24 protein-coding genes and 1 pseudogene are annotated in these 25,824 nt (G+C 46.1%); 21 read left to right on the top strand and 4 right to left on the bottom strand.

The features are described 5' to 3' along the window. Window positions 1–6 precede the first annotated feature (6 nt). The 14 genes from C0638_RS02160 to nikC all read left to right on the top strand — a co-directional run bounded on the left by C0638_RS02160 (window position 7) and on the right by nikC (window position 14,187). Window positions 7–648: a LysM peptidoglycan-binding domain-containing protein gene (locus C0638_RS02160; protein ID WP_058710820.1), complete on the top strand. Its 642-nt coding sequence runs from the start codon at window positions 7–9 to the stop codon at window positions 646–648. Continuing rightward, window positions 645–1,622: an XkdQ/YqbQ family protein gene (locus tag C0638_RS02155; protein ID WP_058710821.1), complete on the top strand. Its 978-nt coding sequence runs from the start codon at window positions 645–647 to the stop codon at window positions 1,620–1,622. The genes C0638_RS02160 and C0638_RS02155 overlap by 4 nt, the downstream gene beginning before the upstream one ends. Next, on the top strand, window positions 1,615–2,022 hold the full coding sequence (locus C0638_RS02150) for a hypothetical protein (protein WP_017426416.1): 408 nt from the start codon (window positions 1,615–1,617) through the stop codon (window positions 2,020–2,022). Before C0638_RS02155 ends, C0638_RS02150 begins: the two co-directional genes overlap by 8 nt. After that, window positions 2,009–2,479, top strand: a complete 471-nt coding sequence (locus C0638_RS02145; protein ID WP_082689623.1) for a DUF2634 domain-containing protein — start codon at window positions 2,009–2,011, stop codon at window positions 2,477–2,479. Before C0638_RS02150 ends, C0638_RS02145 begins: the two co-directional genes overlap by 14 nt. After that, the gene (locus C0638_RS02140) at window positions 2,479–3,630 is read left to right on the top strand and encodes a baseplate J/gp47 family protein (protein ID WP_058710823.1); all 1,152 of its coding nucleotides are present in this window, start codon (window positions 2,479–2,481) and stop codon (window positions 3,628–3,630) included. Before C0638_RS02145 ends, C0638_RS02140 begins: the two co-directional genes overlap by 1 nt. A 115-nt stretch (window positions 3,631–3,745) precedes the next feature. Continuing rightward, window positions 3,746–4,297: a YmfQ family protein gene (locus C0638_RS02135; protein WP_254207735.1), complete on the top strand. Its 552-nt coding sequence runs from the start codon at window positions 3,746–3,748 to the stop codon at window positions 4,295–4,297. A gap of 1 nt (window position 4,298) precedes the next feature. After that, window positions 4,299–6,836 (top strand): hypothetical protein, encoded by a 2,538-nt coding sequence (locus C0638_RS02130; protein WP_058710825.1) that lies wholly within the window; start codon window positions 4,299–4,301, stop codon window positions 6,834–6,836. Window positions 6,837–6,849: 13 nt separating this feature from the next. After that, window positions 6,850–7,467 carry a hypothetical protein gene (locus C0638_RS02125; protein ID WP_058710826.1) on the top strand — a complete coding sequence of 206 codons (618 nt, stop codon included), beginning with the start codon at window positions 6,850–6,852 and terminating at the stop codon, window positions 7,465–7,467. 58 nt (window positions 7,468–7,525) lie between these two features. Beyond that, on the top strand, window positions 7,526–7,792 hold the full coding sequence (locus tag C0638_RS02120; RefSeq protein WP_058710827.1) for a hypothetical protein: 267 nt from the start codon (window positions 7,526–7,528) through the stop codon (window positions 7,790–7,792). Window positions 7,793–7,878: 86 nt separating this feature from the next. Beyond that, window positions 7,879–8,325, top strand: coding sequence for a phage holin family protein (locus tag C0638_RS02115; protein WP_040101929.1), 447 nt, complete (start codon window positions 7,879–7,881; stop codon window positions 8,323–8,325). Window positions 8,326–8,477: 152 nt separating this feature from the next. Then, window positions 8,478–9,443, top strand: coding sequence for a glycoside hydrolase family 25 protein (locus C0638_RS02110; protein WP_040101928.1), 966 nt, complete (start codon window positions 8,478–8,480; stop codon window positions 9,441–9,443). Between the two features lie 1,107 nt (window positions 9,444–10,550). Then, window positions 10,551–12,206 carry an ABC transporter substrate-binding protein gene (locus C0638_RS02105; protein ID WP_040101927.1) on the top strand — a complete coding sequence of 552 codons (1,656 nt, stop codon included), beginning with the start codon at window positions 10,551–10,553 and terminating at the stop codon, window positions 12,204–12,206. Window positions 12,207–12,235: 29 nt separating this feature from the next. Then, window positions 12,236–13,240: an ABC transporter permease gene (locus tag C0638_RS02100; protein ID WP_013369795.1), complete on the top strand. Its 1,005-nt coding sequence runs from the start codon at window positions 12,236–12,238 to the stop codon at window positions 13,238–13,240. 35 nt (window positions 13,241–13,275) lie between these two features. Continuing rightward, window positions 13,276–14,187 (top strand): nickel transporter permease, encoded by a 912-nt coding sequence (gene nikC / locus C0638_RS02095; RefSeq protein WP_058710828.1) that lies wholly within the window; start codon window positions 13,276–13,278, stop codon window positions 14,185–14,187. A gap of 216 nt (window positions 14,188–14,403) precedes the next feature. Here the strand turns inward: nikC and C0638_RS02090 are convergent. From C0638_RS02090 to C0638_RS02080, 3 genes and pseudogenes are all read right to left on the bottom strand, one after another. Next, window positions 14,404–14,679, bottom strand: a pseudogene (locus C0638_RS02090) (transposase); the annotation flags it as partial. A gap of 148 nt (window positions 14,680–14,827) precedes the next feature. Further along, window positions 14,828–16,546: an ABC transporter ATP-binding protein gene (locus tag C0638_RS02085; protein WP_058710829.1), complete on the bottom strand. Its 1,719-nt coding sequence runs from the start codon at window positions 16,544–16,546 to the stop codon at window positions 14,828–14,830. Further along, window positions 16,546–17,109 carry a GNAT family N-acetyltransferase gene (locus C0638_RS02080; protein ID WP_058710830.1) on the bottom strand — a complete coding sequence of 188 codons (564 nt, stop codon included), beginning with the start codon at window positions 17,107–17,109 and terminating at the stop codon, window positions 16,546–16,548. Before C0638_RS02080 ends, C0638_RS02085 begins: the two co-directional genes overlap by 1 nt. A 304-nt stretch (window positions 17,110–17,413) precedes the next feature. Between C0638_RS02080 and C0638_RS02075 the strand changes: the two genes are divergently transcribed. The 4 genes from C0638_RS02075 to C0638_RS02060 all read left to right on the top strand — a co-directional run bounded on the left by C0638_RS02075 (window position 17,414) and on the right by C0638_RS02060 (window position 22,119). Continuing rightward, entirely contained in the window at window positions 17,414–18,256 is an 843-nt protein-coding gene (locus C0638_RS02075; RefSeq protein ID WP_040101921.1) for a MerR family transcriptional regulator, read from the top strand. Between the two features lie 423 nt (window positions 18,257–18,679). Next, a complete protein-coding gene (locus C0638_RS02070; RefSeq protein WP_040101920.1) occupies window positions 18,680–20,095 on the top strand; it encodes a deoxyguanosinetriphosphate triphosphohydrolase family protein in 1,416 nt (471 codons plus the stop codon). 71 nt (window positions 20,096–20,166) lie between these two features. Then, window positions 20,167–21,111 (top strand): MsnO8 family LLM class oxidoreductase, encoded by a 945-nt coding sequence (locus C0638_RS02065; protein ID WP_040101919.1) that lies wholly within the window; start codon window positions 20,167–20,169, stop codon window positions 21,109–21,111. A gap of 21 nt (window positions 21,112–21,132) precedes the next feature. After that, the gene (locus tag C0638_RS02060; RefSeq protein WP_040101918.1) at window positions 21,133–22,119 is read left to right on the top strand and encodes a methyltransferase domain-containing protein; all 987 of its coding nucleotides are present in this window, start codon (window positions 21,133–21,135) and stop codon (window positions 22,117–22,119) included. Window positions 22,120–22,123: 4 nt separating this feature from the next. Here the strand turns inward: C0638_RS02060 and C0638_RS02055 are convergent, their stop codons facing one another. Beyond that, the gene (locus C0638_RS02055) at window positions 22,124–23,080 is read right to left on the bottom strand and encodes a D-2-hydroxyacid dehydrogenase (RefSeq protein WP_058710831.1); all 957 of its coding nucleotides are present in this window, start codon (window positions 23,078–23,080) and stop codon (window positions 22,124–22,126) included. Between the two features lie 225 nt (window positions 23,081–23,305). Here C0638_RS02055 and thpR point away from each other — a divergent pair, with 225 nt between their 5' ends. From thpR to C0638_RS02040, 3 genes are all read left to right on the top strand, one after another. Further along, on the top strand, window positions 23,306–23,872 hold the full coding sequence (gene thpR, locus C0638_RS02050) for an RNA 2',3'-cyclic phosphodiesterase (protein ID WP_025678637.1): 567 nt from the start codon (window positions 23,306–23,308) through the stop codon (window positions 23,870–23,872). 111 nt (window positions 23,873–23,983) lie between these two features. Next, a complete protein-coding gene (locus C0638_RS02045; RefSeq protein WP_058710832.1) occupies window positions 23,984–24,796 on the top strand; it encodes a cell wall hydrolase in 813 nt (270 codons plus the stop codon). A 169-nt stretch (window positions 24,797–24,965) separates the two neighbouring features. Then, window positions 24,966–25,649, top strand: coding sequence for a metal-dependent hydrolase (locus C0638_RS02040; protein WP_058710833.1), 684 nt, complete (start codon window positions 24,966–24,968; stop codon window positions 25,647–25,649). The last annotated feature ends 175 nt before the right edge of the window (window positions 25,650–25,824 follow it).

Below are 25,824 nucleotides of genomic sequence, written 5' to 3'. Positions count from 1 at the left end.
AATAGTATGGAATTTAGTTTGACGGATGGTAAGGGGAAAAAGTTTCAGTTTCCAGTAAATCCTGAGGAAGTGACGATCTCACGGCAAAAGGGATTTGATACAACGACGATTTTATCCTATGGGGAGTTTGACTTCCCACAAGGAGAGAAGGTGAAGGAAATCTCCTTCTCTTCTTTTTTTCCGAAAGAATATAATCCAGCGTATTGCACATACGAAGACATCCCTGATCCGCAGGAGGCCATGAATACGTTGAATGGCTTTTTGTTATCCAAGAGCCCGCTACGCTTTATCATTACGGAGACAGCCGTGAATGTGCCGGTAATAGTGGCTTCTCATAATTCAACCTTTCGGGGCGGGGAATATGGGGATGTGAATTTTGATTTGTCACTGCGAACCTGGAGTGAAATGAAAGTAGCCAAAAAAGCTGGCACCGGTTCGAAGTCCGCGACAGTTAACAAAAAGCCTCGCACGGATATGAAAGAAAAAAAGAAAATTTACACGGTTAAATCGGGAGATTCCTTGTCCAAAATTGCCAAGCTGGAGCTGGGAGACAGCTCCCAATGGAGTCGTATTTATCAGCTTAACAAAAAGATCATCGGGAAAAATCCGAATGCGATTAAACCGGGGCAAAAGCTGGTGCTATCATGAGCTATAAAGTCATTTTACAGGATAAATATGATCTGTCGCCGCTTGTGGAGAACATTAATTTGAGGGATTCGCTGGAGCAAATCGCCTATCAGGGGACGGTCAATTTGGTCGTTACGTCCGATATGCCTGCCATTTCTCCAGGGATGTCAATCCGGGTTAGCGGTATTCCTTATGGTAAAAAAGACTATGTTCCTCTGTTGTCTCCAGCGGTGATCTGGGAAGTGGAAACCTCCAACAACGGACTCAAGCGTATGACGCTGACGCTATATGACCGTACGGTGTATTTAGACAAGTCAGAGGATGAATATTTACTCCCTGCCAAGCAGACGGCTACTCAGCGTTTTCAGAAATATGCGAGGGATTGGAAGTTGAAAATCGCTTCTTTGCCGGACACAAAAAAGCAGCTCGGGCGCGCTGTATACCGAACACAGTCCATTTACTCCATGATGCTGGGAGATCTGCGGGAAACAGCAAAAGCGGGAGGCAAGCTGTATCATCCACGTATGATTTCTTCCGGCTTGGAGCTGTACGAACTGGGCACAAACAAAGATGTGTACGTCTTGGAGAGAGTGACCGATACGACACAATCCCGAACGTTGGAAGGCGCAGCCACGAGAGTAAAGGTGTTGGCTACGGCGGCCAGTGAAACAGGGAAAGAGGTTCCTTCCAAGGTGATGGCACTTGAGGAAAAGGACATTGCCAAATATGGAACACTTCAGGTGATCGTACAGGATGATGAGGTGAAATCGGGTGCGGCGGCACGTGAGTTGGCCAAAAGTAAGCTGAGAGGCATACAACAAACGATATCGGTAAATGCGCCAGATATGAACACGATTCGAGCAGGAGACGCGGTAATGTTAGGTTCCATGAAGCTGTTGGTGATTTCAGTAAGCAGGGAATTGGGCAACCCTGGCAGTATGTCGCTGGAGCTCGGAACGTATGACGATGTAAAAAGGAGGTTGTACCTTGAATAAGGACCCCTATGGGCATTTAGCCACTGCGCTGCAATCTTCATTTCATAAACATACCAAGCAAGCGCTGAGTGGAGTTGGTGCAGTATTAGGTACCATCACCTCCACAGGACTCAAACTGGACGATTTTAAACATGAGCTTCAGGATTATCTAGTCGCCGAGCTGCCGGGGCTGCTATCTGTACCACGCCATATGTACAAAGGTACCTCAACCTCGGTGGAATCAGAAAATTGGGAAGGCAAAGAGCTGAAAACTTCCTTTTATATCGGGGAAGATGAGCTGGAGGATGTAAATCTGAGTCTGAACAAAGGACTTAAGCCTGGGGATCGTGTACTGGCGATGCGGGTGAATAGTGGCAACGATGTGGTGGTCGTGTGCAAGGTGGTGAATGGACGTGGCTAATTTGTTTCCAGAAACAGATGATATGATTTGGACAGACACAGATGTGACCAATCCAGATGTGCTGGAGGATAACCGTGCGGTATTTGGGCGAAGCTGGAGGTTTGATTTTGAAGCTGGCGAGTTTGTTATGAGCCCTAGCCGTAAAATCGTGACTACAGGTGAGAAAGAAGCCTGGGTACAGTGGTGTGAAAAAGCGATTCGCACTCCTCGTTACCGTCATGTGATCTATTCACCTGACTATGGAAGTGAGCTGGAGGAGCTGATTGGCAGCAGCTATGGGCACGCTGTGCAGGAAAGTGAAATTCAACGCATGGTCACAGAGGCGTTGCTAGCAGATGCACGTACGGCTAGTGTGGATCAGTTTACGTTTCGCTGGGAAGGTGAGGCATGCTATTTTAGCTGCCAGATTACGAACGTGCGAGATGAAACGGAAATTGTGGAAAGTGTGGTGATCTAATGGCAGACTTGCCGGAATATTTGGTAGATCAGACGGAAGAGGAAATCTTAAATCGAATGCTGGAAAAAGTGCCCTCGGACATCGATAAGTCTGAGGGCTCTTTTATTTGGGATGCGCAGGCGCCGGTGGCATTTATGCTCTCTGAAGCCGCAATCTGGGCGCAGGAGCTGCTGCGTCGGGGTTTTGCCAGCACAGCAGCCAGCGATAATCCAGATTTCCGCTCGCCGGAGCTGGATTTGCGGACAGCAGAGCATGGAGTGACACGGCGGGAAGCCGTTGCGGCCTCAGGTAAGGTTACGTTCACAGGTACAGCGGGGACAACTGTCCCAGCGGGAACGTTGGTGGCGACTCCGGCAGATGATGTATCCGGAGAAGCCTCCATTGAGTATGCGACCACGGCCTCGGTCACGCTGGATGAACAGGGTACAGGAGAAGCAGTCATTCGGGCGGTTAATCCCGGACGCCGCGGCAATGTTCCAGCAGGCGTCATCCAGGTGATGGCTACTCCGATTAGCGGGGTTTCCTCCGTGATCAATACGGAGGAAACCAAAAGCGGCACAGACGTTGAGAGCGACCAGCTGTTGCTGGAGCGTTTTTATGCCAAGGTGCGGAACCAGGGCACAAGTGGCAACAAGGCGCAGTATACCCAGTGGGCGAATGAGATAGCTGGCGTTGGTGGCGTGGAGGTTGTTCCGCTCTGGAAAGGGCCAGGAACAGTGGGGTTATATGTGCTGGATACGGATAAACGAGCAGCCAGCCCGGATATCGTGGCTGCAGTGCAGAAGTATATTGATCCGACCCAGGATGGGCAAGGCGAAGGGCTAGCACCAGCGGGCCCCGTGGTGACGATCATGCCAGCGGCAGAAGTGGAGATTAACATTTCGGTCAAGGTACAGCGTACCAAAGAAAAGCCGTCGACACTGGATGAAATCAAAAAGCTGATCGAAAACGGTGTGCGGACGTATTTGAAGCAGCTTGCTTTTTACAAGGCAGACCCGTTGGTACGATATACCCGGATTTCTGCTGTGCTGCTGGACATTCCGATTATTATTGATTTCTCTGAACTGAAAATTAATGGACAGAGCAATCAGAATATTGAGATTGGATCAGGTCAGGTGGCCGTGCTGGGGACGGTGAGCGTCAGTGAGTAACGATGAGACAAACAGTTTTGAAGATTTATTGAATAACACAGACCAGGGAAAACGCGCAAACCGTAGTGGCACTTTTGTTAACAGGGTAGCAATAGCGGGAGATACAGTGGATCAAATGAGCAGCGAGCGGGGACGCGAGCTGCTTTCCTATTTGCCCGCCTATTATGAAACCTCACGTGTGATGCGTTCCAATATGGATGCTAAAGGAAGCGAATTGGACGCCTTGTATCTTGCAATGGATGCAACGGTGGGACAGTTTTTCGTACGTACTGCCACCTGGGGGTTGGAACGCTGGGAAATGGAGCTGGGGATCGAAACCGACCTGGCGAAGCCATTGGATCAACGGCGTGCCGTGGTGGAATCGAAGCTGCGAGGGGCAGGAACTTTTTCCGGCCGGCTTGTCAAAAATGTAGCTGAAGCGTATGACGGAGGCACGGTAGAGGTTACTTTTCATCCTGCCGAATGGGGATTTACGGTCAAATTTATAGATACCATTGGGATTCCACCCAATGTGGAGGACCTTAAAGCAGCCATTGAGGAGATCAAGCCCGCTCATATGGCGGTGGAGTACAAATTACGCTACTTGACCATTGCCGAAGTGGAGTCTATGACCCTCTATGAAAATGAACATACAACACAGGATAGATATTTAGGAGGTGGCGCATAACATGGCAAGCGAAAAAACACCGAATCTTGGTTTAAATCAAATTGACCGTACATCGCCCAAAACCACGTATTTTGATCTGGAGAAGTACTTGGATCAAAACTGGCGGTCTGTAGATGAATTTGCAGGTGAGGTGAATGACGGTGTAAATGAGTTTAAGAAGCGCCTGGATACGACGGAACGCAAGGCGGTAACTTTGGAACCTGGGTTACAGATTGTTCATGCGGAAAAGGCTGCGCCATTTTCATTGACGGGGCTGAGCGGGCGTACGTTGGTGAATTTGTTGGGACGCATGGGTAGTTGCGAGACAGTAAGCGAATGGTCCTCAAACGTAGCTATTGCAATTGATAATAATAACAAGACCAACGGTAGTAGCTCGTTTAAAATTACTCTGGGTAGTGTACCGGCAACCGCGTCTGCAAGTTTTTTGACCACACCTGGACGAAAATATATCGCAATAGCGGACGTGAAAAGTGTTAATAGCAGCAAGGTGGCGATATCAATAAATGGTATTGCCGGTGCTGTGGGTAATGAGGTAAATTCTGGCTCTGTTTTTGCGCCGTCTGTTGTACGGTTCACGGCGAAGGAGTATTTTCATATTGTTACCATCACTGGCACGGGTGCGACTGGTAATACATTTAATATGGATAGTGTGCGCGTATATGAGATTAGTGATACAGATTATGCAGTAGCTGCAAGTCTTACGCCTGCACAGGCCGCAGCTAAGTATCCGTATGTTGATAGTGTAATGCCTGTGCGTAATCCCTATACGATTCGGTATGGTGAGAACTTACTTCCATCCGTCCGCGAGTGGGTTAATAACGGAGGTCTGACCGATGCCCGAGTCGTAATTAAAGGAAAGTATGAATTTTCTATAATGACTACCACCGAACCACAATGGAGGGCGGCAGCGTCGGTAAAAGTAGTCCCCAATACGCAGTATACTTTGTCTGCTACGCATGATGGACTTTTAGGGATATATGGGGTAAACCAGCAGGCAGTTATTATTAACGGTGTTACAGCGAGTTCAGTTAGTTTCAATTCAGGAAATAACACTTTTGTAGACATCTCATTGACAAACAGGTTAGGTGTAGCCGGGACGTTTACGGGTAAGAACTTCATGCTCAACATTGGCAACATAGCCCAACCGTTCAAACCGCGCCAGGATTCCATGCTAGCGTTGCAAACAGACCTATACGCCGATCCAGTTACAGGAGCTAATGCGGATACAGTGTTTGAGCGTGATGGTCAATACTTCAAAGTGAAAAGGTTTGAAAGTGTCCTACTAGATGGCAGTAGAATAACTAAAGTGAATAATGTAGTGTCGGGGGTAGGATTCAAAGCCCTTTATCCTGTAGTGTCCGGTGTAAATTATGCGTTTGTTGGCAATGGATCGGCAGTAAAGTTTGACGGTAAGATACTATTGTGGGGTGGTCAAGACACAATAGCCGACAGATGGGGGATAGATGCGAATTCGCCTAATTTTGCCATCTCTGTACCTGTTTCAGACAGTGGATGGGCTGATAGCTACCCACCTACATTAGACGACATCAGAGCCTACTTTTTCGGGTACAAGGCTTATGACGCTAATACCCTAACACCAGCACAAGCACAATCAGCAACAACGGCAACGTGGAACGGTACAGGTACTAAGTATTGGGTGCAAAGAATAGGTGCGCCTAACTTTACCCAATCTGCACCACAACAGTCTTATGCAGGGTACACACCGTATCAACTTGTATACCAGCTTGCAACACCTACTGTGGAGCCTATCGTATTCGAGGGGCAACTATCATTTGTTGAGGGCGATAATCAGGTTGAAGTAGGTACGGGGTTGATAGTTAGGGAGGGGTCCAAACCTGGACAATCCAATAATCAAATGTGGATTAACGGCTCTTTAAATGGGCTTGGTAAACTCCAGTTCCGTACTAATAAAATTTTTGCAGTTTATAAAAACGGCAAAAATGATAATTGGTCTGCAATCGGACACGCTTCCGATGTAATTGATGTATACGGATTTACACAGGCCTGGATACCTTTATATAAGTTCGATCCAGCAGCATCCTACAGCACAACATATTTGACGCTTGAAACCTCGCCAATTGTACCATTCATTGGCTCTTATGCAGCGAATGAAAAAACGCTGCTTGCAGACTTGGTGGACAGCGTACAGCAAAACACAGCGCGAGTGTCGGTGCTAGAAAACAAGAAGGCTGACAAAGATAATCCTGCATGGCTTACACCTACGTTGCTTAATGGTTGGACGGGGGATATGCAGTATGTGAGGTTGTCGGATGGGTTAGTGGTGTTTAGAGGCGGTATTAGAGACGGAGCTGTAACGCCAGGTACGAGGCTGTTTATCCTACCCGTAGGATATCGGCCTAAAAATAACATGGAAATAAGATTAAGAACCTCTGACGGAGCTAATGATGCGCCCAACTCCACGATTATTATATATACGTCGGGCGCGGTTCTAAGCCAAAACAATTGGTACAATAAGGGTGCTTGGTTTGATGGATTGTCATTCCTAGCTGAACAATAAGGAGGTCTTACACATGAAAGCAGTACCTAAAGTAAATACAAACGGCCTCTATCTTGAGGACGAGCTGGTGGATGATACCTTTTCAGGTATCGTCCCTTTTTATACTCCATCTTCGCCTACGGTTTCTGAATCTGATACAAACCAGCAACTAGACACCCATCGGTTTGCTGACAGTAGCTCTAGTACCACAGATGGAACAAGTTCAGAAAGCATCCCTGCTGGTTATACAGTAGGGATTCCAGTGCCGTCTGGTCTATACCATCCTCGTTTTGACATCCAAGGTTGGCTGACCTATGAAGCGGAATATAATCAAAAGCTGATAGAAGCACAAAAAGCCTATGATCAGTTGAACAACGAATCCCAAGCTTTATTTCAGAAGCTGCATGATGAATGGCGAAATAAGCAGGAAAACGAACGCGGGGATGAACCTGTATATTTTGCTCAGACATTTACGGCTCCAGAACGAAAAGACCCGGCGACGTTCTGGAGTGAAGGGTTGAGTGATGAAGCAATTAAGGAACTGACACAAAAAGCAGGGCAACAGCCAAGCGAGACAGAACAACTGAAGCAGCGGATTGCAGATCTCGAAGTGACGTTGACCCAGCTCATGCTTAGTAACACTGGAAAATAACGTGTACTGACGATTATATGTAACAACAATCTTTATAAAAAGAGGTGAAGTCATAACCATGGCAGCTTTAACAGAGGCTCAAATACGTATTTGTGCTAATGCATGCATCACTCGCTATGAGCGCGGAGAAGGCGATATAGCAACGATCATGGGAAGCTACGCTTTAAATGAAGAACAGCGTGAACAAGTAATGACGAATATTTTTTCCAAGCGTTCTGATTTAATAGCGGGCAACGTAGAAGATTCGTCATCAACCGATGCTTCAAATGAACAGGAAGAAACGGTTAAATGGTATAACTCTATTTTCCGTAAGAAAACAGTATAGAGAACAAAATAAAAATCGTTGTTTCTATGCCCTTGGATCAACCAAGGGCATTCACTTTACACCTAGGTTCAAAAGGGGGAACAAACATGCATGAAAAGATCGATCAGATTTGGCTGGGGTTTTCCACGGGGACCTTGATCGGTTATTTTTTCGGGGGGTGGACTACAATGTTGACGTTACTGTGGTGGATGGTCGTGATCGACTTTTTCACCGGATGGGCAGCGGCCTGGATTAATGGGGAGCTAAAAAGCCGCCAAGGGTATTACGGTATTTTTCGCAAGGTTACCGTGTTTTTGCTCATTACGGTAGCCCATCTGATCGACGGTATTCTCGGGGATGCACATTACTTCCGGGATGCCGTCGTTTTCTTTTATTTGGCGAACGAGCTGTTGTCCATTATAGAAAATGTGGGCAGAATGGGAGTGCCGATGCCGGATATTTTGCGGAATGCGGTAGCCATTTTTGAGTCCAAATCGAGTGGGGAAAAAATAAAGCCAACCGACCCTTCCGACAAAGAAAATAAAGCTTCATAAAGTGCTGACCGTCGCCATTACAAAAAAGGAAGACTACCTTTTCGCCTTTTTTCGGCGTAAAAGTGGAAAAGCCCAGACTGTTTCCATGGTCCAAGCATATACAACAGAGACAGAGTGCTACAACATTATGAATGACAAGGAGGGAGCGCCTTATGCAAAATCGCAGCCCTAATGCTGCCGAAGGCATTGACGTATCCCGATATCAGGGAACGATTGATTGGAAACGTGTGCGAGCCGATGGTAAATCGTTTGCATTTATTAAAGCAAGTCAAGGACAGCGTTACGTTGATCCGACGTTTATTACGAATGCAAAAGGGATCAGGGCAGCCGGGCTTCTGCTGGGAGCTTACCATTTTGTAGATGCGACCAGTGTAAACGCAGCCAAAGCGGAAGCCAGACATTTCGCCGAGGTGCTGGATCAGGTGGGTGGTGCGAAAGCGCTGGACTTGCCAGCGGTGATGGATTATGAAAATAATCCGGGAAAGCTTAATTCGGCCGCGATTCATGAGGTAGCGCTGGCATTTTTGACGGAATTTGAACGAGTAAGCGGCCGCAAGCCGATAGTATATACGGGCAATGCTTTTGCTGCCCATTTTAAAGCCCCGCTGGGTAGTTATAAGCTGTGGATTGCGCGTTATAGTACACGAGTCCCTAGTGATACCACAGCTTGGAAGAGCTGGGACTTCTGGCAATACAGCGACAGTGGACGGGTTGATGGCATTCAAGGGCCAGTTGATCTGAATGTATATGCCGGAACAGAGGCCGAGCTACGCCAAGCATTTGCAGGAGAAGAGGGGGAAGAGCCAATGACAGCAGAGGAAAAAGCGGCATTTAAGGCCCTGCAGCAGCAGGTCGCTGCCCTTGAAAATAGCAGAGATGTGCTCAAGCAAACATTAAATGAACAGAGTGCTTATATTAAAAAGGTGGATCAGCGAGTAGCTGAACTGGAGGCGCGTCAGGCTATGCCTGTACCGGCCTGGGCCAAGGAAGCGATGGCTGCCGCCGTTACAGTTAATCCGGCAAGTCCGATTGTGGATGCGAAGCTGCCAAGCAGTTATGATTTTTATCGCTTACTGGTCGTATTGAACCGTCTGGGTATATTTAAAACAACCAAGTAATCTTCAAAAGAACTCATACACTGCAAAATCCACTTTTAATATGAAATGAGTAAAGCAGCTACGCTCGAAGCCTAAATAGACAGGCGGTTAAATGCGGCCGCCTGCCCTTATGGCTAAGTGATGTTCTTCATGACCTCCAAGCTGAATCCCGAAAAAGGGTAAATGCAAAATGTACCTTTATTCGAAAAGCAACTCAATATCCTCCTGACTAATCTGAGCAGTTTCAAAGTCCGAAGGTGTGAAATGAACATTCTGCTGACGAACCGTAAAATCAATGATTTGAATTATAGCTTGGACATACATATTCGGAATGAGGACGATTGCTTTTGAAATGACCTGCCAATTGGAAGAGCAAGAAGAACGCGTTGAGCTTTTGGCAATTCTGAGACGCTGTCACTGCAGCATGTTTACCAGCCAGATCGAGCTGTAACAGCCCCTGTATGTTTGTTTATTTCAGAACATACCTGGGAATTAGGATATAAAGGATGGGAATTGTATTGTAAAGGGGAAATGTATACCCATAAAGTGCCTGGCGATCATTTTTCCATCGTAAAAAGTGCTCAAGCCGTATCTGTAGGTTTGGTGCTGAATACATTTTTGAGGTAAGAACATGCTCCTGCTTGGAGGTTGAGGGCCACAAGCAGGAGCTTTTATTTGATATGAACGTGTGAGTTGATTTGTAACATTAATTAACATGATGTATAAAAACATATGGTAATGTATGAAAAACCCCCTTGTCTGCTTCCAGATTTTATAGTAAAGTATCCAATAATCAACTTTGTATGAAACTAATATTCACTATCTGTGAGTATTTATCACACATTCTCCATGACCTAACACAATCCTCTTCCCTTTTGTGACATTACATCTATTCCATTACCCTACTGCACCTCTAACACCACTAGATTATGAATGCTGTCTGTGCCTGTATTCTTCAATAAATGCCTGTCCAGAACCTTCATACCTTCCCTACTACTACACCTATTTGATGAACTCGGAACTTGGGGCTACAGCTTGAGGACAAGCTTGTCATGCCAATCCAAAGAATTGGTATTTATCGGGTATCAACGAATTAACAATATATAAGGTGTGAAAGGGGTTCGCTGCATGAGCAAAAAGTACGTAAAACACAAAATCTGGACCGTATTGCTGGTACTTGCGCTAGGAACTGTTTTGGTGCTTTCCGGTTGTGGGGGATCAGGTGAAGGAGCAAAACCAGAAGCAGGACAACCTTCAGGTGGAGCGGGAGAAGGCGCGCAGGACACGTTGATTTATGGGCGTGGCGGGGATTCCGTGGCGCTAGATCCTGCCATTGTGACTGAAAGTGAGTCGTTAAAAATCGGTATGCAGGTGTTTGATACACTACTGGAATACAAGGAAAGTACCACGGAGATTCAGCCGGGGCTCGCAGAGAGCTGGGAAGTATCACCGGACGGACTTGTCTATACGTTCAAGCTGCGTCAGGGCGTAAAATTCCATGACGGAAGTGACTTTAACGCAGAAGCGGTTGTGTTTAACTTTGACCGCTGGGTTGATCCGAAAAGTCCATACAAATTTGAGGGTGACTCGTTTGACTATTATGATTCTATGTTCGGGCCCGATGGAAGTAGAGTGATTAAGGAGGTTAAAGCGGTGGATGCGAATACCGTTCAGTTTACACTGAACAAGCCGCAGGCTCCTTTTTTACAAAATATCGCTATGCCATCCTTTAGTATTGCAAGTCCCAAGGCTATTAAGGAGAAAAAGGCTGATTTTAAGAGTAATCCGGTCGGCACAGGGCCGTTTGTATTTAAGGAATGGAAACGAAACGATACGATCACATTAGAAAAGAATCCAACTTATTGGAAAGAAGGACAGCCAAAGCTGGCTAAGGTCATCGTTCGTTCTATCCCAGACAACACTGCGCGATTTAATGCTCTGCAAAACGGGGAAATTGACCTGATGGAAGATTTGAATCCAGATGATGCGAAGCAGTTGGAAGGTAACAGCGAGTTGGTAAAAATCGAACGTCCCTCCTTTAATGTGGCATACATTGGATTTAATTTAAAGAAAAAGACATTTAATAATCCCAAGGTGCGGCAGGCGCTGAATCACGCAGTGAACAAACAGGCCATTATTGATGCATTGTTTGCGGGGGAGGCCAAGCCTGCGGTCAATCCGATGCCACCTACGTTATGGGGATACGACGAAAGCATTCAGGACTACACTTATGATCTGAATAAGGCTAAATCTTTGCTAGCGGAAGCGGGTTTCCCTAACGGACTTCCAGAGCCGCTAACCTTCTATGCAATGCCTGTATCTCGTCCATACATGCCTGACGGCAAAAAGGTAGCAGAGGCCATTCAAGCTGATTTTGAAAAAATAGGAGTCAAAGTCAACATCCAATCTCCAGAATGGGCTACGTATCTGGATGATCTTAAAGCTGGAGAGAAGGATGATCTGTACATGTTGGGATGGAATGGGGACAATGGCGACCCGGATAATTTCCTTTACACATTGCTGGACAAGGATACGATCCCAGGCAATAACCGCAGTTTTTATGTGAATGAGGAACTTCACAAAATACTGGTGAAGGCGCAGGTTGAGGTTGATCAAGATAAGCGTGCGGAATTGTATAAACAAGCACAAGTCATTATTAAACAGGATGCACCTTGGATTCCCTTGGTTCACAGCACACCGTTGATGGCAGGCAAAGCCAATCTTAAGGGTTTTGTACCTTCTCCGGCAGGTATTGAAGCGTATAGTAATATTTATTTTGAATAGCCTAAACGCAAGCAGGCGGTGAATAGCATATGAACTCATATATTGTAAAAAGGCTGGCCATATTGATTCCCGTATTGCTGGGGATGACGCTTATCGTGTTTTCGATTATTCATGCTATTCCCGGTGATCCGGCAGAAACGATACTCGGGGACAAGGCCACGGAACAGTCCAAACAGGCGCTGCGTGAGCAATTAGGGCTGGATAAGCCGTGGCTACAGCAATATGGGACCTATCTAAGTGAACTGGCACGAGGGGACTTGGGCGATTCCATTCGCACCCGGCAGCCGATTGCCCGGGAAATGGTCCCTTATCTGGCGGCTACGCTGGAGTTGACGGTAGCAAGCATGTTTTTTGCCGTTGTCGTGGGTATGAATGCAGGCATCGTGAGTGCCTGGAAGCGAAATTCCTGGTTTGACTATGTCAGCATGGTCATTGCCCTAGTCGGAGTATCGATGCCGATTTTTTGGTTAGGCTTGATGGAGCAATGGATCTTTGCTAATAAGCTGCATTGGCTCCCTTCCATCGGACGCATGAATTCCCGTGATCCGGTGGAAGCTGTGACACATCTAGCCGTGATTGATGCGTTCATAGGTGGACGTATGGATCAGGTGTGGACCGTCATCAAGCATTTGATTCTGCCCAGTATCGCACTGGGGACGATTCCAATGGCGGTCATAGCGCGTATTACCCGTTCCAGCATGCTGGAGGTTATGGATGCGGACTATATCCGCACGGCTCGGGCGAAGGGGCTGGCATCTTTTCAAGTCGTGTACAAACATGCGCTTAAAAATGCTGCGATCCCTGTGCTTACTGTCATCGGTCTTCAGACTGGATCGTTACTGGGAGGCGCCGTACTGACAGAGACCATATTTGCCTGGCCTGGCATCGGACGGTACATTTTTGAAGCGATCAGCTCGCGTGACTATCCGGTTATCCAAAGCGGAATTTTAATCATTGCGTTCCTGTTCGTCATCATTAATCTGATTGTCGATTTGCTGTACGCTGTTCTCGACCGGCGTATTCGTTATCAGTAATCAAGTCGTCAATTGGTCAAGGGGGAGCATGTCCGATGTCACAATTTTCAATCGAACCCAATAATATACCGACGACACGTAGTACATTGGCGCATTTGCCTGTGGTGTCAGGCCCTTGGAGAGATGCGTGGAGAGCTTTTCGCCACAACAAGATGGCTTTAGTCGGTCTGAGCATTATTATCTTCTTTGTCATCATTGCTTTGATCGCGCCCTGGATTGCTCCTTTTGACTATAAAGAGCAAAATTTGGTGAGCCGCTTGCAGTCTCCTTCCGCAGAGCATTGGTTCGGTACCGATGATCTTGGTCGTGATTTGCTGACTCGTACGCTGTATGGCGCCAGAATCTCGTTGTGGGTCGGTTTCTTGTCCGTTATTGGTTCAATGATTGTAGGAACCGCCTTAGGATTAATTGCCGGATTTTATGGAAAATGGGCTGATATGATCATTTCGCGCCTATTCGATATCTTGCTGGCGTTTCCGGGTATTTTGCTGGCAATTGCTATTGTGGCGATTCTCGGGCCTTCGTTGGAAAATGCATTATACGCTATTGCCATTGTCAATGTGCCTACGTATGGACGTTTGGTTCGCTCCAAGGTGCTGAGTGTTAAAACGGAGGAGTATATTACTTCTGCCAGAGCGCTTGGAGCTAATAATAGACGAATCATACTCCGTTATATTTTGCCTAATAGCCTGACGCCGATCATCGTACAGGGGACGTTGGGGATCGGAACGGCCATTATTGAAGCGGCAGCGCTCGGTTTTCTGGGCTTGGGTGCACAACCTCCTGAGCCCGAGTGGGGCAAAATGTTGTCCGATTCGCGGCAATATATCCAAAATGCGCCGTGGACAGTTATTTTCCCAGGCATATCCATCATGCTGACCGTATTGGGCTTTAATCTGATGGGGGATGGCCTGCGGGATGTTTTGGACCCAAGAGCAAAGCGTTAGAGCAAAAGTGGTGAGGTATATAAAGTTGAGTAAAGAGGTGTTCTCTGGCCTGAATCAAATGGCTGTGGGACACCTTTTTGCATGAGCATTTTGCATAATTCCGTTTTTGAAAATTAGGCATCAGTATCTTAAGCCTGAGCGAACAGCATTTTAGCTCGGTTTCTCCTTGAATTCGAAAAATGGACAGACCTGCAGAATTTCTGTTGAATCAAAAATTTAAGCGGTAGCTTTCTTTAATGGACGGGCCATGGCTAACGCAGAAGCAAGCAACACAATGGCATTTAGGTATTGGTGAGTGGTCACCTTTTGAATCCCCCAGATGTGCATGGCATCTGCGGTCAAATAGGTTTTCATCCGAGAATTACAACGTTCCACGCTCGTTCTTTCGTTGTATAGTTCTTTCCAACGTTGCGTATCTCGGTGTGGACTTGAATAGCGGCGTACATCCCTTTTTATATCTACCTTGACGACCATCCCATAGTGGGAGGATGAAGGACTTACCTAAAAAGCCCACCATCGCTTACTCAATCCGCCTGCGGAATCGCTGGTAGAGGAGAGCCGTACCGACTGGAGACGCTACTAACCTTCTCCCCGCTGCTTCGCAGCGTATGGGAATGGAAGGAAGCAATGATCCTATAGTCTAATCTTCAGACAAACGACCATTATGCCAAAGTTGTTGATAATACGGATGTGTTTTTTGTAATGCTTCATGTGTGCCTTGACCTGACAGGCGTCCTTCTTCAAAGACAAGGATTTGGTCTGCACTTGTAATCGTGGATAATCGATGGGCGATGATGATCGTCATCCGGTTTTTCGTTAACGCTTGAAGGGCAAGCTGCACTTCACGCTCTGATTCGTTATCTAAGTTCGATGTCGCCTCATCAAGTAATAAGATTCTCGGATTTCGTAAAATCGCACGAGCAATCGCAATACGCTGTTTTTGACCACCTGAAAGCTTAATACCTCCTTCACCAACCTCTGTATCGAGGCGTTTGTCCAGCTGCATGACAAAATCATAGGCATAGGCTGCTTTTAATGCGGCAAGTACCTCTTGTTCGCTTGCTCCAATCGTCCCGTACATGACGTTGTCACGAATCGTTCCATTTAATAACGGTGCATTCTGACTTACATAGCCAAACAGCCCACGCCACTCTGTTAAGTTAAATTGCTCAATGTTTTCGTTACCATACAGTATCGCACCTGATGTCACGTCATAAAATCGTTCAATAAGGGAGAACATCGTCGTTTTCCCACCACCACTTCGGCTGACAAAGGCGGTCGTTTCATTCGGTTCTAACGTAAATGTCATGTCATTTAATACATACTTTTCATTATATTTAAACGATACGTTTTGGAAGTGGATAGGTAGTGGTGTAGCAGATACTGGTTTCCCGTCTTGTACTTCACGCTTCACATTGAGTGCTTCAACAATACGCTCTGTCGCACCAAGTGTTTTTTGTAAATTGGTAAAGAACGTCGCCATTTGTGTAAATGGCATAATAATTTGCACTAAATAAATCATAATGGCAACAAGCTCGCCTGAAGTGATTGCTCCTGTTGCTACCTGTGAGCCGCCATAACCGAAAATCGCAATCAATACGACCATCATGAGTAGCGTCATCAGTGGCGAAAGAATCGCAACAATCTTCGCTTCCTTTAAACCGTACTTGTACAGCTGCTGAATTTGCTTTTTACCGCCTGCTAGCTCCTGCTGCTCCGTTTGCGACGCTTTCACAAGACGAATATTCGATAAAATACGTCCTAATCGTCCGCCAAAGCCTGCTAGCTCATCCTGATTTTCTACTGAGATGGCATACATTTTTTCGCCTAATGGATACGTCACAAAAATTGTCAGTGGCACAGCAATCAGGAGTAGCAATGTCATTTTCCAGTCAATCCATAGTAAAACAACAACGGCACCTAGGATCGCAAATAGTCCTGACACAAAGGACACGAGCTGCTCGGTCACAAACTCCTTCACGACATTTGTATCCTGCGTAATGCGGCTCATCGTTTCGCCTGATTCATGCGCATCATAATACGATAAACGTAAATGCAGCATATGTTCCCATACTTCTATCCTTAAATTCGCGACAACCTTTTCACCTAAACGGCGCATCAGATAAAACGCAATGGCACTTAACATCGCTTGCACAATTAAAATCGCAATGACTGGCAAGAGTGATGTTACGGCAAAACCCGCATCTGAAATTTGATTAATGAGCTTCATCGTTAACAGGGGGACAGCAAGCCCAGCTGCAACCTCCACTAAACTAATGAAAAATAAAAAGACTAATTGCCCCTTCGCCATTTGACTGCGATTCATCAATGCCCAAAGCTGTGAGACCTTTCCTTGCATTACGCTTCACTGCTTTCTTTTGTCATGACCTTTTCAAAACGGAAAAACTCATAATCTGCATCAGATTCAGGCTCTTCTCCTTCAATACTCGGTCCTGGATTGCCTCGATGATAAAACTCCACAATTTTAAAGCCACATTTATTCACATAAAAATGGATGTTCCGCTTTTCAAAATACGGTGTATGTAGCTCCCAAACCTTCGTCTTTGGGAACGCTGCTTCTATCGCTTCCCATGCCTTTGTACCAAGACCTTTGCCGTGTGCATTAGCCTTTGTATATAAGAAGTCCACTTCGTTTCGCTGTGTGTCGGGATTAATTTTTAATACGATGCCACCGATTCTTTCGCCATTTAGTACAATTTGACGCACAACCGAATCTTTTGCAGTAAGTGAATTCTCGAAATCCTCATCGGATGGGATTGGTCCCATTTCTGTTGGATCCTCTGCTTCTTGAAAACTATCTTGTAACCCTTTCATAAATGCCTCTTGTAATTCTTCCTTAAATATTGCTAGCTCTTCCTGCGGTACAGGGGCTATCGTAATTTGTTCATTTTGTTTTGTCATCTCTAAAACACCTTTCTCTTAAACTGATTAAAATATTCGTCCAATTGTTAAAAATAGTAGACTCCAAAGTAAAGCACTCACCCCAGCATATAGCATGTACGATTTTAGAGGCATATATAAAAACCGCTGCGTACCCGTAGTTTTCAATTAATTGATCAATATACCCCATGGCACTCTTCCTCATCAACCTAAGTGCGTTCAACACCTTAGTAATTGCTTGTCTCATTTATGTTTTCGTGTTATGTTCGCAAGGAATAGTGTAAGGTATGGAGTAACTCCAGAGTAAAGAAAGAAGTGAAAAGAGATGAAAAATACATTCGAAAAAACATATTTGACAGGCGAATTTGCCAAGTTACTTGAAATCAATAAAGATACATTGCTTTATTACGATAAAATCGATTTATTTAAGCCTGCAGGCACCTTTGATAATGGCTATCGCTACTACACATTTGAGCAGTTCGATCAATTTGTAGCGATTCAATCGCTTCGTGCAGTTGAGGTACCGATTAAAGAACTCAAAACGTATTTTGACGCGCCTAACGTACAAGCGTTACAACAATTAGCAATGGAACAGCAAGAAAAAGTGGCAATGGAAATTCAAAAGTTACAAGATATTCAGTTTTTCCTAGAACGAACGGTTGCCCTGACAAAAGAGATGGAAGAAGTATCAATTGGAGAAGTATTGGTGAAGCAATTACCAGCCGAACCTGTTGTGTATAGCGACGAGAAAATAGATTGGTCGTCGTTATCAATGGAGGAACTTTACGAGCAAACTACGCCATTTTTAAAAAAGCTTGGGATTAAAAGTACAGCCGCATACGGTACTGTGTATACAAAAGGAGATTTTTTAAATAAGAAGTTTGAAGGCGTAAGCTACCTATTTTGTCGCCTAGATGACCCGTCAGCAAGAATGAAACCAGCTGGACACTACGTGGTTATTTATCATCAAGGACCTTATGATGAAATCTCACAGACTGAGACTTATAATACGCTACTCGCTTATTTAGAACAGGAGCAGTTGGCGTTAGATGGTGATATTTATGAGGAATATTTACTGCACTCGATTGCAGCAAAAGAGGAAAAAGATTATATTACAAAAATTAGTGTGAAAGTAAAAACGCGTGAGGCGAGTTATCAACCTCTTTAAAGCTTGTTATACTTTACGTCTATCTTGATAGATAGGCGTTTTTAATTTTTCAAAATCTCTCTCAACAGCAAGCCTGATAATTAGGTACATAGTTAAAATGATAGCATTAGGGGGCAATTCAACAGGTCTTAGTTAATAAATAATCTTCAACAATCGGGTGCGTTTATGAAGTAACGTTGTAGAAAATAATCAAACTCAAAACCATTAAATATAAAGTCTAGTTTTATTTTATTATGCTATTTACCCTATATTAAGTTTTTTTGGACTTGCTTTTTTATTACTCATCGTCTGAACACTGGCTTGGCTTGATAGGCGATAATGCGCTAGTTTGACGCTTACATATAAATGAAACTCATGTGAGCTTTCCTGAGGCGTGAAAAAAATGTATAATCACTCCAATTGAGTACGTAGGGAGTGAGCTTTATGACATGGCAGGACAAGAGAGAGCATCGGCAATTCGCGGAACAGACACGAAGCGACGCTTCACGGGCAGCATATGAACGGGATTACTCCCGATTGATCCATTCACCGACTTTCCGTCGATTGCAAGGGAAATCACAAGTATTTGGCGCAGGCACAGGAGATTATTATCGCACACGGCTGACACATTCTTTGGAGGTAGCGCAAATTGCGCGTGAGGCAGCACGAAGCTTGCTGCGCCGTCATCCAGAGGTAGAGTTGGAACAGGCGGATAACGCAGGACTGATCATTGACCCTGAGGTGGTGGAGTGTGCATCGATAGCACATGACTTTGGCCATCCACCGTTCGGACATAAGGGAGAAGAGGTGCTGGACGGGATCTTGGATCAACTGATTGAGACGAAGGTAGAAAAGATATCATCCGCCGGAGGCTTCACGCCAGAGTCCAAGCGTGGACAGGAGGCCTATGCGCGTGAGCGACGAATTTATGAGCATTTTGAAGGGAACGCACACAATTTCCGGCTGATTATGTTTTTGGAGAAGCGTGAGAATGTGGATGGCTTGAATTTGTCTGACGCTGTGCTGCTCGGGATCAACAAATACCCGTACCCAGGAATTTTGAACAAAAAAGGGTTGTACCTGCATGAGTGGGAATATATACGTTCTATTCGCGAGGATTGGGGCATCCCTGACGGAAAAAAAACGCTGGAGGCCCAGCTCATGGATCTCTGCGACGATATTGCTTATTCCGCGCATGATCTGGAGGATGGGATTAAGGCAGGGAAAATTGAGGTACACGAGCATTTCTTATATGATCCATATTTGATTCGTCTGATTACGGAGAAAATTACCACGTTGGAGGATAGCTTCTGGCAAGGCTGGCAGCTGGCTGAGATTGAGCAGAAGGTAGCGGCAGTGCTGAGCGAATTTTTGAAGGTGTGGAATGGCAAGATGCCGATGTGTGAACACGATTATTCTCGCACCCGCCGTGAAGTGAAGGCATACTGGGTTAGCCTGTTTGTCAGCAGCTTAGGTGTAATTGATGATGGAAACTGGAAAAAGGTAACCTTCGTACGGGATGGAAGCGAAGATTTGGATATGCTGCGCACGGTGAGTGTATTGAAAAGCTTTGCTTGGGTCACCATGATCCGCGATCTGCGCGTACAGCGTCTGCAAAAACGCAGTGAATGGATGCTCAGACGGTTATGGTTGGCTTTTCTGGACCCTGAGACATCCAAGTCCATTATTCCGACCGATTGGCTCCAGCGCTATGAGCGCGACCAGGCCAAGGCGAAACCGATCTGGACTTGGGAGCATATGGTCATTGACTATATTGCAGGCATGACCGATGCTTTTGCTGAAAAAATTTATAATGAGTTATATGGCCTGAAGGTAGGTTCTATCTATGACCTGGACTAACGTTTTAATTTAACCCTATATAGTAGAAGAAACTTGTTTAGAACGGATAGAAGGGAGAGAAAAAGGCGCATATGCAACCTCAGTCTTTAGCTACTAACTCGTTGAATCTCGGTGTGCTTGATATGGTACCGCTGCTGTCTGGCAATCGCCCGGAGCAAGCAGTTCAATGGGCGGTAAAGCTGGCGAAACAGGCGGAAGCATGGGGATATACACGCTACTGGACCTCCGAGCATCATGACATGGAGGGGCTGGCTTCTTCCAGTCCAGAAGTGCTGTTGTCTCATATCGGGGCGGTGACGACGACCATCCAACTGGGTGCGGGTGCTATTTTGCTCCCGCATTATAGTCCAGTCAAGGTCGCCGAATGGTTCCATCTGCTGGCAGCTCTCTATCCGGGCAGAGTCGAATTGGGCCTGGGGAGGGCCCCTGGTGGGGGACCTCATGCTTCGATGGCACTAAGCGGCAATTTTCTTCAACATGTGACCGAGCTGCCACAGAAGATGGAAGCTCTATTGGCTTTGTTGGAAGGCTCATATGAATATGAACAGACCCCCGTGTTTGCCCGTCCAATGCCAGAACAGCCGCCAGCGCTGTGGATGCTGGGTACCAATCGAAAAAGTGCCGAATATGCTGCGCAGTATTCAACGGGCTATGTATTCGGCCAATTTATGAGTGAACAACATACGGAAGAAATGCTAAGTATTTACCGCTCCAGCTTTCAGCCATCCACACGGATGGACAAACCACGTACTATGGTTGCTGTAGGAGCAGTATGTGCCTCGACAGATGAGTTGGCGCAGCAATGGGCTGCTCAGATTTCATTAGGCGATCCGGCGATACGGGCCAGTTGGCTGGTGGGAACACCATCGCTTATTGCCGAACGGTTGCGTAGCTTGCAGGTCAAATATGATAATGATGAGTTTCTGTTGGTCACGCCCATTCCCGATTATGAGCAGCGGCTTCATTCCTACCAACTGATAGCGGAGGCTGTGAATTGTAGTCTTGATTCCAAATGAAAAGATGAAAAGAGATCTGACATGAATAAACACAAAATTAATACAGATGAAATGAAACCAAGCTACATATATACCTATGCGTATCATGAAACCGAGCGTGAGTTGTGTCTATTGGAACTAAAATGCTTGTTCGGTCAGCAGCCTGTGCATAGTTCCATGCTGTTGTCCCATCTTCGGCTGGAGCCGGGGACCAGTCCGTTTATCCATCTTCGTCTGGATATCGTCACCGATGCGGACACGCTGGAAGAGCTATGCGAAGCGGCTTCCAGGTTACAGCTTGAGGAAGGAAAGACCTTTAAGGTGCTGTGCCTTAAAGAAGGGGACAATGAGGCTGACTATGACGAGCGGCGCGGGATAGAACGCCGGATTGGCGCACGTATTCAGGGGCAGGCGCAAATGAAGACACCGGATGTAATCCTAGGAGTCATACGAGTAGGAGAGCGATGGCTAATGGGCATATGCGAGTATAGCGACAGATCGTGGCAGGAACGTCGTCAGAAACCGCAAAACTATTCTACTGGCCTACCCGTTCTGGTAGCTAGAGCACTTGTGAATTTGGCAGCAAATGATCAATTTGCATCTAAGGGAAAGTCAGACTCCTTGAAACTGCTGGACCCGTGTTGTGGTATGGGCAATGTGATGATTGAGGCATTGAGTATGGACAAGAATATTCGCGGCTGTGATATCAATCCGTTGGCGGTACGTGGGGCACGAGTAAATTTACGTCATTATGGGTATGAAGAAGATCTGGTGAAACTGGGGGATATGAATATGCTCGCAGGCACATACGATGCGGCTATCTTGGACATGCCCTATAACCTGTGCTCCGTGCTCCCTGCTGAAGAACAAAAAAAGATGCTGCGCAGTCTGAGACGCCTGGCCGCGCGGGCAGTGATCGTGAGCACGGAGCCGATGGCAACATTGCTATCCGAGTCAGGTTGGACCATTACGGAGCAATGCCGTATATATAAGACAGGTATGAGTCGGGAAATCTGGATCTGTAAGTAGCTTGTTAATACTGGGTTTTGTAGTTAACCAAATTCAGCGGCAGCTCCTGACCAGTAGCATAGGCTTTCAAATTAGTAAGAAAAATATCTACCGCTCGTTCAGCATATCGGTCTGTATCCCCTGCAATATGCGGCGTAATCAGGACGTGCTCTAGGCCCCATAGTGGATGTGACGCAGGTAGCGGTTCTTCCTCGAATACATCCAGTCCGGCAAAGGCAATATGTTTTTGTTCCAGAGAACGTACAAGCGCATCTGTATGAACAGTCTTGCCGCGACCGACATTAATGAAGAAGGTTCCTTTACGCATCGCTGCAAATGCTTTTTCGTCAAAAAAGTGATGGGTCTCTTCAGTGAATGGTAAAATATTAACTACAATATCCGCAACGCCCAATGCTTCATGTAATTGTTCGTTTGTGTACATGTGTTCTACATGGGGAGCTTCCTTGCCGGAACGGCGAACCCCGATCACCCGCATGCCAAAGGCTTCTGCAATTCGAGCGGTTTCACGGCCAATTTCGCCAACACCTGTAATCAACAGCGTTTTGCCACGTAATTCCGTCAGTTGACCTTCCGGTGGCTGCCATGTTTTCTGACGCTGTAAGAGAGCCGCTTGCTGTAAATAACGGGTATGCGATAGCAGCATTCCAAAGATCTGCTCTGTGATTGGAATTGCATGCACACCACTCGTATTCGTGAGTGCTATGTTGCGCTTTTCCAGTTCGGTAAGCGGGAGCTTATCAATCCCAGCCGACCAGGTTTGTATCCACTTCAGCTTGCTGTCTGGATGTAATGCCTCCTCGGCAATATGCTTGGACCAGCCTAGAATAACCTCGGCCTCACGGATTTGTTCAGACTCCAATTCCTGGGCTTTGCCAATAATCAACTCGTAGCCCGGAGCCGCTGCACGAACCTGTTTTTTTTGATCTTCCGTCAGTTGATGTAAACTTAAAATGCTTCCCATGATTCATAGCCTCCTCGATGTTTGATTCCTTGGAGTTTCCAATATATTCTGGCGAACCATCCCTTCAAGGATAACAGATTGCCGGAAAATTTGCATAATAAGGGTAGAAACAAGCTCGCGGTGTCATTATATATAACAACAAGTGGCTTTACCCTGATCAGAGACCAACCAAACAGCTACTTTTTGGGATAGGTACAGGATATTTATAAGAAAGGAGAAGAGTTGATGAAAGATGAATCGCAAAGGCTCTTTACAGCGATCGCTCTCCCGGACGAGCACAAGAAGAAGTTACGTCATTGGGTGGAGCAGGATTTGAATCATTTGTCTTTTCGCAAATGGAGTGACTTCAGAGATTATCACGTGACACTTCAGTTTCTGGGTGATGTGGAGACCTCGGTTATTCCAAAACTTGAGCAGGCTTTAGTTCATGCTGCAGCTGAGCATCGCCCGTTCACGCTTGGCATGGGTGAAGCGGGCTTTTTTGGACGTGAAGACTTTCCGCGTGTACTGTGGAGGGGGGTGACCGGACAGCGAGAGTCGCTGGATCAGTTGCACCAGTCGATACTTCGAGCTACCGAGCCGCTGGGTTTTAAACCCGAGGAAAGACCTTATCGACCCCATATCACCGTAGCACGTTCGTATACAGGAGGGGAGCCTGTTTCAGCATCTATGTGGCAGTCAAATGACCGAAGCGGCGAGCCTTGGGAAGTGGGGGAATTTGTGTTATATGCAACACGAATGGGGCAAAAACCAATGTACCAAATAATTCAAACATTCCCATTAATGAGGTGAAACCCTTGATCTATCAGCAAATTTAGTGATATAGTGTTTCAGCGTTATTCAAAAAGCGCATTTTGGGTTACATATCTGAGGAATGTGCTTAAAGTTAACGGGAGGAACATTATGGAAATCGTTAAAGAACATCGTTGGTTTGCACCTCTTTTGAGTGTGCTGCTTGTTTGTATATTGGGGATAGGCCTCTACGCTGAGGTTCAGCAAACACAGAATAATCATAAAAATGCACCTATGCAATCTCTGAGCTGGTCAGGGAACACTTCGATTCCTACATATGGCGACAGGATGGGGACCCATAACGGGTCAAATAGGACAAGCCCCATCTTTGTCGCTGCTCATGGGCAGCCAAGCTGGAAAGAAATCATGCCGACTCCGTTACCCGCTTCCCAGATGAAGCAGGTGGAACAAGCTCGGAATAACGCTGTTACAGGCAAGAAAAAGCCTGAGGTCCAGCATAGCAAGTCCGCAATCCTAACCCCTCCTACAACCATCTACTTTTCGAAGACAAAAATGCTCACTCAGGATGACAAGGCGTTGTCTACCTGGAGCTATCCTGTCTCCGCTAAAGAACTGCTCCTGCTGCAAAAAATAGTGATGGCAGAAGCAGAAGGCGAACCGTACGAAGGCAAAGTGGCAGTTGCCAACGTTGTCTTAAACCGGCTGCGGTCAGCCTCATTTCCCGATACGATTCAGGCAGTGATTTATCAAAAAGCGCAATTTAGTCCGGTTGCGAACGGGCGTCTTCGTCGTGTTCAGCCTAACCAGGACTGCATCCGTGCAGTTACGGCCGCTTTGAATGGTCATAAAGCCGTGCCTGATAACACCTGTTTTTTCCTTTCGCTTACGTTGGCCCAGGACCTTACGGTTCATCATTCGCGTACCAAGGTGAAGACAATCGGTCATCATACCTTTTATAAATGAGCATTTTGTATAAATCCCAAAAGCGACAAATAACAGCCCTTTCTAAACAACAGGGTTCAGCTTTGTGAGCGTATTTTGTGTGCGCAGGTGAAGCCAGTATGCAAAAGAGGTATAATTGGTAAAGGAAAGTAACCTAAATAATGAAAGTGATAAAGGAGACGTAAATGTTATGAAAATCACATATTATGGACATTCAGTTGTGTTGGTGGAGGCAGAGGGGAAACGGATTATTATCGATCCTTTTTTGACGGGGAATCCTAAAGCAACCATACAGGCCGAAGATATTCAGGTGGATGCAGTGCTGTTGACACACGGTCACGCCGATCATTTTGGGGATGCAGTTGAAATTGCCAAGCGCAATGATTGCCCTGTGATCGCGGTGGCGGAACTGGCTGAATATTGTTCATCCTTGGGGACCAAAGCTCACGGTATGAACCTGGGTGGAGGTCACCAATTTGACGGTTTTCATGTGAAATTTACGCTGGCGTTCCACAGCTCCTCTTTGACAGTGAACGGACAAACCATCTACATGGGAGAGCCAGCGGGGATTTTATTGACCATAGGAGGCAAAACATTTTTCCATGCAGGGGATACTGGCTTGTTTGGCGATATGCGTCTCATTGGAGAAACCAACTCCATCGATGCCGCAGTATTGCCGATCGGAGATGGTTATACAATGGGACCGGAGGATGCCCTGCTGGCAGCGAAATGGCTGCGGGCAAGCCGCGTGATACCGGTGCATTACAATACTTTTCCCGGTATAGAGCAGGACGGAGATGGCTTCTGTGACCGTCTTCATAAAGAAGGTATTGAAGGGAAAGCATTGAAGCCCGGCGAAAGTCTCGAATTTTAATACGGTTTATCGCTTTGCGGGAATATACATGATGGTCCGTATGTACATCAGAATTCCTTTGTCAGCCTTTTCTATTCTTTAAGGGATAGAAAAGGCTGACTTTTTTAATGAATATTTATACATAAAAATGATATATTCTTGCATTGATACGTTGAAGCTGTAATGTAAAAGATTT

The organism is Paenibacillus sp. lzh-N1, from assembly GCF_002872435.1.
Lineage (GTDB): Bacteria > Bacillota > Bacilli > Paenibacillales > Paenibacillaceae > Paenibacillus > Paenibacillus polymyxa_C.
The sequence above is the reverse complement of the archived record's forward strand: the minus strand, read 5'-3'. Positions and strand labels throughout refer to the sequence as shown.

Coding starts and splice junctions, on each gene's coding strand:
- thpR (WP_025678637.1), top strand. CDS start 23,306: ATGAAAGATGAATCGCAAAGGCTCTTTACAGCGATCGCTCTCCCGGAC.
- C0638_RS02130 (WP_058710825.1), top strand. CDS start 4,299: ATGGCAAGCGAAAAAACACCGAATCTTGGTTTAAATCAAATTGACCGT.
- C0638_RS02105 (WP_040101927.1), top strand. CDS start 10,551: ATGAGCAAAAAGTACGTAAAACACAAAATCTGGACCGTATTGCTGGTA.
- C0638_RS02040 (WP_058710833.1), top strand. CDS start 24,966: ATGAAAATCACATATTATGGACATTCAGTTGTGTTGGTGGAGGCAGAG.
- C0638_RS02055 (WP_058710831.1), bottom strand. CDS start 23,080: ATGGGAAGCATTTTAAGTTTACATCAACTGACGGAAGATCAAAAAAAA.
- C0638_RS02085 (WP_058710829.1), bottom strand. CDS start 16,546: ATGCAAGGAAAGGTCTCACAGCTTTGGGCATTGATGAATCGCAGTCAA.
- C0638_RS02060 (WP_040101918.1), top strand. CDS start 21,133: ATGAATAAACACAAAATTAATACAGATGAAATGAAACCAAGCTACATA.
- C0638_RS02145 (WP_082689623.1), top strand. CDS start 2,009: ATGGACGTGGCTAATTTGTTTCCAGAAACAGATGATATGATTTGGACA.
- C0638_RS02100 (WP_013369795.1), top strand. CDS start 12,236: ATGAACTCATATATTGTAAAAAGGCTGGCCATATTGATTCCCGTATTG.
- C0638_RS02135 (WP_254207735.1), top strand. CDS start 3,746: ATGAGCAGCGAGCGGGGACGCGAGCTGCTTTCCTATTTGCCCGCCTAT.
- C0638_RS02065 (WP_040101919.1), top strand. CDS start 20,167: ATGCAACCTCAGTCTTTAGCTACTAACTCGTTGAATCTCGGTGTGCTT.
- C0638_RS02070 (WP_040101920.1), top strand. CDS start 18,680: ATGACATGGCAGGACAAGAGAGAGCATCGGCAATTCGCGGAACAGACA.
- C0638_RS02045 (WP_058710832.1), top strand. CDS start 23,984: ATGGAAATCGTTAAAGAACATCGTTGGTTTGCACCTCTTTTGAGTGTG.
- C0638_RS02120 (WP_058710827.1), top strand. CDS start 7,526: ATGGCAGCTTTAACAGAGGCTCAAATACGTATTTGTGCTAATGCATGC.
- C0638_RS02110 (WP_040101928.1), top strand. CDS start 8,478: ATGCAAAATCGCAGCCCTAATGCTGCCGAAGGCATTGACGTATCCCGA.
- nikC (WP_058710828.1), top strand. CDS start 13,276: ATGTCACAATTTTCAATCGAACCCAATAATATACCGACGACACGTAGT.
- C0638_RS02155 (WP_058710821.1), top strand. CDS start 645: ATGAGCTATAAAGTCATTTTACAGGATAAATATGATCTGTCGCCGCTT.
- C0638_RS02160 (WP_058710820.1), top strand. CDS start 7: ATGGAATTTAGTTTGACGGATGGTAAGGGGAAAAAGTTTCAGTTTCCA.
- C0638_RS02115 (WP_040101929.1), top strand. CDS start 7,879: ATGCATGAAAAGATCGATCAGATTTGGCTGGGGTTTTCCACGGGGACC.
- C0638_RS02080 (WP_058710830.1), bottom strand. CDS start 17,109: ATGACAAAACAAAATGAACAAATTACGATAGCCCCTGTACCGCAGGAA.
- C0638_RS02075 (WP_040101921.1), top strand. CDS start 17,414: ATGAAAAATACATTCGAAAAAACATATTTGACAGGCGAATTTGCCAAG.
- C0638_RS02140 (WP_058710823.1), top strand. CDS start 2,479: ATGGCAGACTTGCCGGAATATTTGGTAGATCAGACGGAAGAGGAAATC.
- C0638_RS02125 (WP_058710826.1), top strand. CDS start 6,850: ATGAAAGCAGTACCTAAAGTAAATACAAACGGCCTCTATCTTGAGGAC.